Source organism: Paraburkholderia susongensis (genome assembly GCF_900177725.1).
Lineage (GTDB): Bacteria > Pseudomonadota > Gammaproteobacteria > Burkholderiales > Burkholderiaceae > Paraburkholderia > Paraburkholderia susongensis.
On the sequence record NZ_FXAT01000004.1, the window covers coordinates 81,035 to 93,398 of the forward strand.

Below are 12,364 nucleotides of genomic sequence, written 5' to 3' on the forward strand. Positions count from 1 at the left end.
TCAGCGGGATGAACCCGGTTTCTGCGGCGTCGAGCTGTTCGAGCCCGGCGCGTTGCGGCGGCGCACGGTCGGCTTCGCGCGTCCCTGCGCACCGGCCGCAGCCGATGCCTTCGCGCCCGCCTTTGCACCTGCCTTCGAGCTGGCCTTCGCGGCGGCGATGGCCTGGGCGGTGTCGGTCGCGGCGTCGTCGTCGCTCATGCTGTTGCCAAGAGCGGCGGCCGAGCCCGCCGTGGCCGCTTGCGGACGCCACACCTGGCCGATCGACAGCGACTTCAGCTTCTTCTTGCCGCCGTACCAGAAGTTGACCACGCCGCGCGAGAAGAACACCGCCGAGAACATCGACGTCAGAATGCCGATACAGTGGACGATCGCGAAGCCGCGCACCGGCCCGGAGCCGAACGCGAGCAGCGCGAGGCCGGCGATCAGCGTGGTCACGTTCGAGTCGAGAATCGTCGCCCAGGCATGCGCGTAGCCGTTCTGGATCGCCAGTTGCGGCGGCGCGCCGTGGCGCAGTTCTTCACGTACGCGTTCGTTGATGAGCACGTTCGCGTCGATCGCCATACCGAGCGCGAGCGCGATAGCCGCGATACCCGGCAACGTGAGCGTGGCCTGCAGCATCGACAGCACCGCGACCAGCAGCAGCAGGTTCACCGAGAGGCCGATCATCGAGATCACGCCGAACAGCATGTAGTACGCGATCATGAACACGGCGATGGCCGCGAAGCCCCACACGACCGAGTGGAAGCCCTTCTTGATGTTGTCGGCGCCGAGGCTCGGGCCGATCGTGCGTTCCTCGATGATTTCCATCGGCGCGGCGAGCGAACCGGCGCGCAGCAGCAGCGCGAGGTCGGCGGCGGCTTGCGGCGTGGGCTGACCAGTGATCTGGAAGCGGTCGCCCAGTTCCGACTGAATGGTCGCGACCGTCAGCACTTCGCCCTTGCCGCGCTCGAACAGCACCATCGCCATCGGCTTGCCGATGTTGTCGCGCGACACGCTGCGCACCGCGCGGCCACCGGCCGAGTCGAGGCGGATGTTGACCGACGGGCGTTGGTGCTCGTCGAAGCCCGCCGACGCGTCGATGATGCGGTCGCCAGTGAAGATCACCTGCTTGCGCAGCATGACGGGCGCCTGATTGCCTTGCGTGAAGAGCTCGTCGCCCGGCGGCACCGGGTCGTTCGGGTTCGGGTGCAGATTGTTCGGATCGGCGAGACGCGCTTCGAGCGTGGCCGTGCGGCCGATGATGTCCTTCGCCTTCGCGGTGTCCTGCACGCCCGGCAGCTCGACCACGATGCGGTCCGTGCCCTGCTGCTGGATCACCGGCTCGGCCACGCCGAGTTCGTTCACGCGGTTATGCAGCGTCGTGATGTTCTGCTTGAGCGCGGCGTCCTGCACCGTGCGCTGCACGGCCGGCGTGAACGTGCCGACGAGCTGCACGCCGCCGTCCGCGCCCGTGTTCGCCTGCGAAGCCCACTGGAGCTCGCTGACGCTGCGGGTGAGCAGCTTGAGCGCCGCGTCGGCCGTAGCCTGATCGGCCAGATTCACCACCACCGACTGGTTCACGCGATTCACGCCGCCGTCGCGGACGTTGTTGTCACGCAGCAGCGTGCGCACATCCGAAGCGTCCGAGTCGAGCTTCTTGTTGAGCGCGCCGGCCATGTCGACCTGCAGCAGGAAGTGCACGCCGCCGCGCAGATCGAGACCGAGGTACATCGGCAGTGCGCGCAGCGCGGTCAGCCAGTTCGGCGACGCGCTTTGCAGGTTCAGTGCGACGATGTACTGCGGATCGCTCGGGTCGCTATTGAGCGACTTCTGCAGCAGGTCCTTCACGCGCAGTTGCGTGTCGGTGTCCGTCAGGCGCACGCGGATGTTCGCGTTGTTCTGCGAGTTGTCGAACGTGACGGCGGTCGGCTTGATCTGATTGGCGGCGAGCGCGGCTTCGACCGACGCGAGCGTCGCGGAGTCGAGCCTGACCGTCGCCTTGCCGCTCGACACCTGCACCGCCGGCGCTTCGCCGTACAGATTGGGCAGCGTGTACACGAGGCCGATGACCAGAGCCACCAGCATCACGGCGTATTTCCAGAGGGGGTAGCGATTCATGAGTGGTCCAACGGGAAGGTTGGCTTGGATGCGATGCGTCCGGCGATGAGCGCTGGCGACTCGGCGCACTGTGGCGCGAAGTGCCGGCGAGGCCGTGCCGGACGCAGGAGAGCAGGCCTTACAGCGACTTGATCGTGCCCTTCGGCAGAATCGTCGTGACCGACGCTTTTTGCACGGTGATTTCGGTGCCTTCCGAGATTTCGATGCCGACGTAGGCTTCGCCCACCTTCGTCACCTTGCCGACGATACCGCCGTTCGTCACGACTTCATCGCCCTTGGCCATCGCTGCGAGCATGTTGCGATGTTCCTTCTGGCGCTTCATTTGCGGGCGGATCATGATGAAGTACAGCACGCCGAACATCAGGATCAGCGGCAGGAAGCTCATCAGGTTCGATTCGATACCACCTGCTGCAGCGCCTTGCGCGAAGGCATTGGAAATGAACGACACGTTGGTCTCTCCGTTATCAGTCAAACGACAAAAAAATCAGCCGATTATTCTACCACCGGCCGCAGGCGCGCCGGCGCGGCGAATTGGCTTTGCGATCAACCGTTTAAAGCCGCGCTTTCAGTGCGTGCGTCGAGTCCGCGCAATGAATCCCACATTGAATCCGTTTCCGGCCGGCGAAAGTTGATTGTAAGTTTTCTGCGCGCTCCGGTGGGCGGCCGCACGGATTCTTCTGTGGAATCCGCGCGCCGCGCCGTCAGGACGACGGTTCGACGCCGCGCGCGCGGTCCTCGTGAAAGCCCTTGCGGAAGGCGTCGAACAGCTTCGCGTCGATCGCGTCGCGCATTTCCTGCATCAGTTCGAGGTAGTAGTGCAGGTTGTGGATCGTGTTCAACTGCGCGCCGAGGATTTCGCCGACGCGGTGCAGGTGATGCAGGTAGCCGCGCGTGAAATTGCGGCAGGTGTAGCAGCCGCATTGCTCGTCGAGCGGGCGCAGCGAGTTCCTGTGGGTGGCGTTGCGGATCTTGATGTCGCCGAAACGCGTGAAGAGCCAGCCGTTGCGCGCGTTGCGCGTCGGCATCACGCAGTCGAACATGTCGACGCCGGCCGCGACCCCGGCCACGAGGTCTTCCGGCGTGCCGACGCCCATCAGGTAGTGCGGCTTGTTGGCCGGCAGCTTCGGACCGATGTGGTTCAGGACGCGCATCATGTCTTCCTTCGGCTCGCCGACCGACAGCCCGCCGATCGCGAGGCCGTGGAAGTTCTTCTCCGCGAGGCCGGCGAGCGACTCGTCGCGCAGATCCTCGAACATGCCGCCCTGGACGATGCCGAAGAGAGCATTCGGATTGCCGAGGCGCTGGAATTCATCGATCGAGCGCTGCGCCCAGCGCATCGACATGCGCATCGATTCGGCCGCTTCCTTGTGCGAGGTCGGAATGTTGTCGGTCGCGTACGGCGTGCATTCGTCGAACTGCATGACGATGTCCGAGTTCAGCACCTTCTGGATCTGCATCGACACTTCCGGCGACAGGAACAGCCGGTCGCCGTTGATCGGCGAGGCGAATGTGACGCCGTCCTCGGTGATCTTGCGCAGATCGCCGAGCGAGAACACCTGGAAGCCGCCCGAGTCGGTCAGGATCGGCTTCTTCCAGCCCATGAAGCCGTGCAGGCCGCCGTGCGCCTCGATCGTTTCGAGCCCCGGGCGCAGCCACAGGTGGAACGTGTTGCCGAGGATGATCTGCGCGTGCATCTCGTCGAGCTCGCGCGGCTGGACCGCCTTCACGGTGCCGTAGGTGCCGACCGGCATGAAGATCGGCGTTTCCACCACGCCGTGGTTCAGCGTGACGCGGCCGCGGCGCGCGAGGCCGTCGGTGCCGAGCAGTTCGAACTTGAGGCCGTTCTCCGGGCGCTCGTGGGCAGGCTGTTGCGAGGGATGACCGAGGGTCATTGGGATCACTCCTGGGCTACCGGAAAACAGTCCGGCGCAAATGTCGAAAGACCGCCGGAAAATTTCGCGGCGGCTCAAGGTACTGGGTACTGCAAAAACGTCGAAACAGCGTAGCCGGCGGCGCAAGCGGCTCGACGGCATAAGGCCGCGGGCGCTGCCAGCGGCTCAAACGTTGCGGCGCGTCAGCAGCATCGCGTCGCCGTAGCTGAAAAAGCGGTAACGCTCTTCGATCGCGTGACGATATGCCGCGCGAATCGTCTCGACGCCCGCGAACGCCGACACCAGCATCAGCAACGTCGACTTCGGCAGATGGAAATTCGTCACCAGCCGGTCGACCACGCGGAACCGGTAACCCGGCGTGATGAAGATGTCGGTTTCCGCGCTGGCCGCGGCGAGCGGCCGGCCGGCCGCGTCGGCGTCGCGCGCGGCGGCTTCGAGCGCGCGCATCGAGGTCGTGCCCACCGCGATCACGCGGTTGCCGCGCGCCTTCGTCGCGGCGATTTTGTCGGCGAGCGCTTGCGGCAGGTGATACCACTCGCTGTGCATCTTGTGCTCGGCGATCTTCTCGACCCGCACCGGCTGGAACGTGCCCGCGCCGACATGCAGCGTGAGCGTCGCGCGCGCGACGCCGCGCGCGTCGAGTTTCGCGAGCAGCGCGTCGTCGAAATGCAGGCCGGCAGTGGGCGCGGCGACCGCGCCGGGGTTTTGCGCGAACACCGTCTGATAGCGGGTTTCGTCGGTTGCGTCGGGATCGTGCTCGATGTACGGCGGCAGCGGCAGGCGGCCGTATCGTTCGATCAGCGTGAGGCAATCGGCGGGGAAATGCAGCGTGTAGAACGGATCGACGCGCTCGCCGACCGTGACCTCGAACGCGTCCGCGAGACGGATCGTGGTGCCTGGCTGCGGGCTTTTGCTCGCGCGGATTTGCGCGAGCGCGGTGCGCTCGCCGGTGAGGCGCTCCACGAGCACTTCGATCCTGCCGCCGCTCGCCTTCACGCCGAAGAAGCGCGCCTTCAGGACTTTGGTATCGTTGAAGACGAGCAGATCGCCCGGCGCGATGCACTCGGGCAGCTCGGTGAAGTGGCGGTCGGTCAGACTCGCGGCGCCGTCGGGGCGGCCTGTGCCGTCCACGTCGAGCAGACGGCTCGCGCTGCGCTCGGGCAGCGCGACTTGCGCGATCAGCTCGGGTGGCAGATCGAAATCGAAATCGGAAAGCGTAAACATGCGAACGACTGGAAGCGAATTGAGACTGAATTGAGCCGCGGCGGGAGCCGGGCCGCTATGATGGCGGGACGCCCGCACGGCCCGCGCGCGCCCTGTGCCGCAGCCTGTATGCGCTAACGCGCGGCGCGGCCTTTTCTTTCGACAGCAGCCGATATTGTACTTGCGAAGCAGCCCATGCCTTTGTCCGACCGCCGATTGTCCCTAGCCACCCGCGAAGCGGGCACCGAACCGCGGCGCGGCGGCGCGCGGGGCGAAGCGGCGGAAAGCGGCGTGGCGCAAGGCGGATCGGGTGGTGCGGACGGCAGCGTGATGGCGGCGGGCCGCCATGCCGAGCCGCGTGGCGAAGACAGCGGCGGCGGGGCCAAACCCACCGCCAAAGCGCCGGTCAAACCCGCCGACAAACTCGCCAAACTCGGCCTCACACGCGACATCGACCTCGTGCTGCATCTGCCGATGCGCTATGAGGACGAAACCTCGCTCACGCCGATCGGACACCTGCTGCCCGGCGGCATCGCGCAAACCGAAGGCGTGGTGTTCGACAACGAGATCGCGTACCGGCCGCGCCGGCAGCTCCTCGTGAAGCTGCGCGACGACGCCGGCGACGAACTCGTGCTGCGCTTTCTGAATTTCTACGGCTCGCAGGTCAAGCAGATGGCGCCCGGCGCCCGGCTGCGCGTGCGCGGCGACGTGCGCGGCGGCTTCTTCGGCATGGAGATGGTGCATCCGGCCGTGCGCGTCGTCGACGCGGATACGCCGCTGCCGCAGGCGCTGACGCCGGTTTATCCGAGCACCGCGGGCGTGTCGCAGGCGTATCTGCGCAAGGCGATCGACAACGCGCTCGCGCGCACCTCGCTGCCGGAGCTGCTGCCCGCGGCGGTCGCGCGCGCGTTTCTCGAGCCGCTCGGCGTGCCGGCGCTGATGGACGCGGTGCGCACGCTGCATCATCCGGGCGCGCAGTCCGACGAAACCGCGCTGATCGACGGCACGCATCCGGCCTGGGTGCGCATCAAGTTCGAGGAACTGCTCGCGCAGCAGATGTCGCTCAAGCGCGCCCACGACGAGCGCCGCACGCGCGCCGCACCGGCCATGCCGCGCCGCAAGCTCGGCGACGAAGCAGCGCTGGTCGCGCGGCTTCTGAAGGCGCTGCCGTTTTCGCTGACGGCCGCGCAGGAGCGCGTCGGTGGCGAGATCGCGCTCGATCTGACCCAGCCGCATCCGATGCAGCGGCTCTTGCAAGGCGACGTCGGCAGCGGCAAAACGATCGTCGCGGCGCTCGCCGCCGCGCAGGCGATCGACGCCGGCTACCAGGCCGCGCTGATGGCGCCCACCGAAATCCTCGCCGAGCAGCACGCGCGCAAACTGCGCGGCTGGCTGGAGCCGCTCGGCGTGAGCGTCGCGTGGCTCGCGGGCAGTCTGAAGACGAAGGAGAAGCGCGCCGCGATCGAAGCCGCCGCGCTCGGCACCGCGCAGCTCGTGATCGGCACGCACGCGATCATTCAGGACGCGGTGGAGTTCGCGCGGCTCGGGCTCGTGATCGTCGACGAACAGCACCGCTTCGGTGTCGCGCAGCGGCTCGCGCTGCGCGCCAAGGCGCAAAACGCGGCCGATGGCGCACACGATTTCCAGCCGCATCAGCTCATGATGTCCGCGACGCCGATTCCGCGTACGCTCGCAATGACCTACTACGCCGACCTCGACGTCTCGACGATCGACGAACTGCCGCCCGGCCGCACGCCGATCCTGACGAAGCTCGTCTCCGACGCGCGCCGCGAAGAGGTGATCGGCCGCGTGCGCGAGGCGGCGCTGACGGGGCGCCAGGTCTACTGGGTGTGTCCGCTGATCGAGGAAAGCGAGACCTTGCAACTGCAGACCGCGGTCGAGACCTACGAAACGCTCGTGGCCGCGTTGCCTGAACTGAAGGTCGGGCTCGTGCACGGGCGTCTCGCGCCCGCCGAGAAGGCTGCCGTGATGGACGCGTTCTCGCGCGGCGAGATTCAGCTATTGGTCGCGACGACGGTGATCGAAGTGGGCGTCGACGTGCCGAACGCGTCGTTGATGGTGATCGAGCATGCGGAGCGATTCGGCCTCGCGCAGCTGCATCAGTTGCGCGGACGGGTGGGGCGAGGCACCGCCGCGTCGGTCTGCGTGCTGCTCTACACGGGACCGCTGTCGATGACCGCGCGCGCGCGTCTGCAAACGATGCGCGAGACCACCGACGGCTTCGAGATCGCGCGGCGCGACCTCGAGATTCGCGGGCCGGGCGAGTTTCTGGGCGCGCGGCAGTCGGGCGCGGCGATGCTGCGCTTCGCCGACCTGCAAAACGATCAGTGGCTGATCGAGCCGGCGCGCGAGGCGGCGGCGCTGTTGCTCGACAAGTATCCCGACGTGGTTTTGCAGCATCTCGCGCGCTGGCTCGGGGCGCGCGAGCAATATCTGAAGGCGTGATGGCGGGTGCGCAGGCGGGCCTGCTGGCGCATGCGGGTTCGGCTTGACGATGCGCATGACGCGCGCGTTCAGGGACGCGTTCAGGCGCTATTCATGCGCCGTGTGCCAAAACACTGGCGCAGGTCCGCTGAAAAGCCGGAAAGGCTGGCGAACCGACCCCATAGGGTGTATAACTAGAACCTATCGAATCCATCGTACTGATTGATCCCCGAATGACGCTCACCGAATTGAAATACATCGTGGCGGTAGCCCGCGAGCGGCACTTCGGCCGGGCCGCCGAAGCGTGTTTCGTCAGCCAGCCCACGTTGTCCGTCGCCATCAAGAAGCTCGAGGACGAGCTGAACGTGCAGATTTTCGAGCGCGGCACGAGCGAGGTCAGCGTCACGCCGATCGGCGAACAGATCGTCACGCAGGCCCAGCGCGTGCTCGAACAGACGCTCGCGATCAAGGAAATCGCCAAGCAGGGCAAAGACCCGCTGATCGGCCCGTTGCGGCTTGGCGTGATCTATACGATCGGGCCGTATCTGCTGCCCACGCTCGTCAAGCAGATGATCCAGCGCGTCCCGCAGATGCCGCTGATGCTGCAGGAGAACTACACGCTCAAGCTGATCGAGCTGCTCAAGCAGGGCGAAATCGACGTTGCCATCATGGCGCTGCCGTTTCCCGAAACGGGCCTGATGCTGCGCTCACTCTATGACGAGCCGTTCGTCGTCGCGCTGCCGTCCGGTCACGCATGGGAAAACCGTCCGAAGATCGACCCCGACGACCTGAAGCAGGAAACCATGCTGCTGCTCGGCAGCGGTCACTGCTTCCGCGATCACGTGCTCGGCGTGTGTCCGGAGCTGATGCGTTTTTCGCAGAACGCGGACGGCATCCAGAAGACCTTCGAGGGCTCGTCGCTCGAGACGATTCGACATATGGTCGCGAGCGGCGTCGGCATCACCGTGCTGCCGCGTATGTCGGTGCACGAGGTCAAGCCACATGCGGCCGGCATCGACGCGGGCCTGCTCAGCTACGTCGCGTTCGACGAACCCGTGCCTGACCGGCGTGTCGTGCTCGCGTGGCGCAAGAGCTTCACGCGCATGCCCGCGATCGACGCCATCTGCGAAGCGGTTGCCGCCTGCGATCTGCCGGGCGTCACGAAGCTCGATCTGCAGGCTGCCGTCAGCTGACGGCGCCGCATCTGCACGGGCGCCGACCTCCCGGCGCCCGTGTTTCAGAAAAGCATGCAAGCCCTATTGAATAGATTAAATTAATCAAACTATATTCGTTGATAGTTTTTGATATAGTTTCCTCCACGGATCACCCGATCCCCTTATTTCGTAAGGCTCAGCCCTCGGACCTGACGCTCGGGGTTCGAGACAAGCCAGGAGGAAAACATCATGCAAGCGGATTCGCAGCCTATTCAAGTTCCCAGCGTGGCGCCGGCCACGACCGTCGCCGCGTCGAGCATTCGCACCATTGCGGTGGCCTTGCTGGTCGACCGGGTTCTGGCCGCCTAGCGCGCCGGGTCATTGCTGGCGTACGCATATCCGAATGCACGCATCACCGGTGCTGAAGCCGCGAAGATGATCGTCGCAGACCGCGAAAGCGCGTAGCGCGATCTGGTCGATAGCATCGATGCGCAGGCCATAAACAGGCCATAAACAGGCCATGAGCAGCAGGTAGCAAAACAGCAGCAAGGCAATAGACGGGCGGGGCGCAACGGCGCTTCGCCAGTAACGATACGAACCGGGAGCACGATCATGATTCAGATGATGATGGCAACCACCGGTCGCTCGGCCGCCGCACGCGATACGCAACGGCGGTACCGCCTGGCGATGCGCCGGGCGATCGGCTTCGCGATCGTCGTGGGCGGCTTCGCAGTGATCGTCGCGCAGGCGCTGCAGCATGCGTTCGGTTGAGGGTAAGCGCGTTGCGCTGGCCGGCATCGCGCATGCCGGTCAACGCGGCGGCAGCGTGGCGGCAAAGTAGTGGCGGCGTAACGGCAAATCAGCGGTACCGTGCCTTCAGAACTGCGCCAGAGCAAGGCTGCAGGCATGTCACGCGCTGATCCAGCGGAATTTCACGCTACACTCTCGAACGTTTTATATCTGTTCCTGCATACCGTCATTTGCCTACCGGTTCGTATCACTCTTAAAAGGAGTCATCATGGCCAAGAAACAAGTCGCCGCAGTACAGCACGTCAACATCGGGATTAACGACAAGGATCGCAAGAAGATTGCGGAAGGGCTGTCGCGTCTGCTCGCCGACACCTATACGTTGTACCTGAAGACCCACAACTTTCACTGGAACGTCACGGGTCCGATGTTCAACACGCTGCATCTGATGTTCGAAACGCAATATAGCGAACTGGCGCTCGCCGTCGATGCGATCGCCGAACGCATTCGCGCGCTGGGTGTCCATGCGCCGGGCAGCTACAAGGATTTCGCGAAGCTGTCGTCGATTCCCGAAGCGGACGGCGTGCCGGCCGCGGAAGACATGATCCGCCAGCTCGTCGAAGGTCAGGAAGCCGTGGTGCGCACCGCGCGCGCGATTTTCCCGGCGACGGAAGCCGCGAACGACGAGCCGACCGCCGACCTGCTCACGCAACGCATGCAGACGCACGAAAAGACTGCGTGGATGCTGCGCTCGCTGCTGGCTTAAGCCGCGGCTCGCACCTGGTTGCCGCTTCCTTCGTTTGCATGCAGGTTGCGCGTCTCAGGCAGCGTTTCAGGTTGCGTTCAGGCAATACATGATGCTGCTTTGGGCGACGCCCACGCCCGCATCGCGAAAGAACAAAGCCTCCTTTCAGAAAGGGAGGCTTTTCTTTTTCCGCAAAGCCGCGGCGCCGTTCGAATGTGTGCGTCTCTTATGCACGCAGCGCACGAACATGGCCCGCGACGCGCATCCCGTAAAATAGCGGCACCGTGTTCGCACTTCACCGAATCCGTCCCATGTTCGCCCGACTCCCCCTGTATCTGCGCCTCGTGCGCATGGACAAGCCGATCGGCAGCCTGCTGTTGCTGTGGCCGACGCTCAACGCACTGTGGATCGCATCCGGCGGCCGTCCGTCGTGGCAGCTGCTCGTGATCTTCACGCTCGGCACGGTGCTGATGCGCTCGGCCGGCTGCGCGATCAACGATTACGCGGACCGCGATTTCGACCGCTACGTGAAGCGCACCGAAAACCGCCCGCTCACGTCGGGCAAGATCAACGCATGGGAAGCGGTGGCGCTCGCCGCCGGTTTGTCGCTGCTCGCGTTTTTGCTGATCCTGCCGTTGAATGCGCTGACGAGGCAGTTGTCGGTGGTGGCGCTGTTCGTCGCCGGGACGTATCCGTTCACGAAGCGTTTCTTCGCGATTCCGCAGGCCTACCTCGGCATTGCGTTCGGCTTTGGCATTCCGATGGCGTTCGCCGCGACGCAGGATCACGTTCCGCTGCTCGCGTGGGCGATGCTGCTCGCGAACATCTTCTGGTCGGTCGCATACGACACGGAATACGCGATGGTCGATCGCGACGACGACATCAAGATCGGCATCCGCACGTCGGCGCTCACATTCGGCCGTTTCGACGTGGCCGCGATCATGCTGTGCTATGCGGCGACGCTCGGGATCTACGTCGGCATCGGCGTGGCGCTCGGTTTCGGCGTGCTGTACTGGCTTGGCTGGGCGGGCGCGGCGGGCTGCGCGATCTACCACTACACGCTGATCCGCAATCGCGAGCGTATGCCGTGCTTTGCCGCGTTCCGCCATAACAACTGGCTCGGCGGCGCGCTGTTTGCGGGGATTGCCGCGCATTACGCAGCGGCTTCGTTCTGATTTTCGCGCGCGCAGCCAAGCCTGCTGCTGTCTACTGCTTGCCGAATTCGTCGCCCATTTCTTTCGCGCGCGCATCGGCGGCAAGCACACCGCGCACGATCGCATCCTTGATGCCGCTCGCGTCGAACGACGCCAGCGCTGCCGCAGTCGTGCCGCCTTTCGACGTCACACGCTCGCGCAGCACGCCCGGCGGCTCGTCGGAATTGGCCGCGAGTTGCGCCGCGCCGGTGAAGGTCGCGACCGCGAGTGCGCGGCCCTGCGCTTCGTCCATGCCGAGTTGGCGCGCGGCCTCCTGCAGCGCTTCGATGAAATAGAAGACGTAAGCGGGTCCGCTGCCCGAGATCGCGGTTACCGCGTCGATCTTCGCTTCGTCGTCGAACCAGACGGTTTCGCCGACCGCACCGAGCACCTGCGACGCGAGCGCTCGGCCCGCTTCATCGACGCTGCTCGTGGCGACGAGGCCCGTCACGCCCATGCCGATCAGCGCCGGCGTATTCGGCATCACGCGCACGATGCGGCTGTGGCCGTTGAGCCAGCGCGACAGGTCGGCGATGCGAATGCCGGCGACGATGCTGATCGCGAGTTGCGACGCGCGCAGATGCGGCGCGAGCGCTTCGCCCACGCTCTTGAGGATTTGCGGCTTCACCGCGAGGACGACCGCGTCGTACTCCGCGAGCGCGCCGTCCGCGCTCGCGCCGGTACGGACGCCGAACTGTTGCTCGTTGCGCTTGCGCACGTCCTCGTTCGGATCGATCGCGTACAGGTTCGCGGGCGCGACACCCCGCTTGATGAGGCCGCCGATCAACGCTGCGGCCATGTTTCCGCCGCCGATAAACGCAATTTTCATGATGGTCCGGGTGAAGTTAAGGGAGAGATGCCGGGATGCGATGACGGACCCGCGCAGGT

11 protein-coding genes are annotated in these 12,364 nt (G+C 65.5%); 6 read left to right on the plus strand and 5 right to left on the minus strand.

The genetic code is table 11. The annotated features are described in order from the left end of the window. Entirely contained in the window at positions 1–2,097 is a 2,097-nt protein-coding gene (gene secD, locus B9Z01_RS13315; protein WP_085483686.1) for a protein translocase subunit SecD, read from the minus strand. A 118-nt stretch (positions 2,098–2,215) separates the two neighbouring features. Then, positions 2,216–2,545 carry a preprotein translocase subunit YajC gene (gene yajC, locus B9Z01_RS13320; RefSeq protein WP_008922485.1) on the minus strand — a complete coding sequence of 110 codons (330 nt, stop codon included), beginning with the start codon at positions 2,543–2,545 and terminating at the stop codon, positions 2,216–2,218. On the opposite strand from yajC, the gene B9Z01_RS34835 reads away from it, so the two are divergent. After that, entirely contained in the window at positions 2,535–2,729 is a 195-nt protein-coding gene (locus B9Z01_RS34835) for a hypothetical protein (RefSeq protein ID WP_143808927.1), read from the plus strand. The genes yajC and B9Z01_RS34835 overlap by 11 nt on opposite strands. Positions 2,730–2,798: 69 nt before the next feature. Here B9Z01_RS34835 and tgt read toward each other — a convergent pair whose 3' ends face one another. Then, on the minus strand, positions 2,799–3,989 hold the full coding sequence (gene tgt / locus B9Z01_RS13325; RefSeq protein ID WP_085483688.1) for a tRNA guanosine(34) transglycosylase Tgt: 1,191 nt from the start codon (positions 3,987–3,989) through the stop codon (positions 2,799–2,801). Positions 3,990–4,154: 165 nt separating this feature from the next. After that, the gene (gene queA, locus B9Z01_RS13330; RefSeq protein WP_085483690.1) at positions 4,155–5,213 is read right to left on the minus strand and encodes a tRNA preQ1(34) S-adenosylmethionine ribosyltransferase-isomerase QueA; all 1,059 of its coding nucleotides are present in this window, start codon (positions 5,211–5,213) and stop codon (positions 4,155–4,157) included. A gap of 174 nt (positions 5,214–5,387) precedes the next feature. Between queA and recG the strand changes: the two genes are divergently transcribed. The 5 genes from recG to ubiA all read left to right on the plus strand — a co-directional run bounded on the left by recG (position 5,388) and on the right by ubiA (position 11,458). Next, a complete protein-coding gene (gene recG / locus B9Z01_RS13335) occupies positions 5,388–7,658 on the plus strand; it encodes an ATP-dependent DNA helicase RecG (protein WP_085483692.1) in 2,271 nt (756 codons plus the stop codon). 212 nt (positions 7,659–7,870) lie between these two features. Continuing rightward, positions 7,871–8,830, plus strand: a complete 960-nt coding sequence (locus B9Z01_RS13340; protein WP_085483694.1) for a hydrogen peroxide-inducible genes activator — start codon at positions 7,871–7,873, stop codon at positions 8,828–8,830. 573 nt (positions 8,831–9,403) lie between these two features. Further along, a complete protein-coding gene (locus tag B9Z01_RS35525) occupies positions 9,404–9,562 on the plus strand; it encodes a hypothetical protein (RefSeq protein WP_167387471.1) in 159 nt (52 codons plus the stop codon). A 247-nt stretch (positions 9,563–9,809) separates the two neighbouring features. After that, positions 9,810–10,304, plus strand: a complete 495-nt coding sequence (locus B9Z01_RS13345; protein ID WP_085483696.1) for a Dps family protein — start codon at positions 9,810–9,812, stop codon at positions 10,302–10,304. 290 nt (positions 10,305–10,594) lie between these two features. After that, positions 10,595–11,458 carry a 4-hydroxybenzoate octaprenyltransferase gene (ubiA, locus tag B9Z01_RS13350; RefSeq protein ID WP_085483698.1) on the plus strand — a complete coding sequence of 288 codons (864 nt, stop codon included), beginning with the start codon at positions 10,595–10,597 and terminating at the stop codon, positions 11,456–11,458. Between the two features lie 31 nt (positions 11,459–11,489). Here ubiA and proC read toward each other — a convergent pair whose 3' ends face one another. Further along, on the minus strand, positions 11,490–12,305 hold the full coding sequence (gene proC / locus B9Z01_RS13355) for a pyrroline-5-carboxylate reductase (protein ID WP_085483700.1): 816 nt from the start codon (positions 12,303–12,305) through the stop codon (positions 11,490–11,492). Positions 12,306–12,364 lie beyond the last annotated feature (59 nt).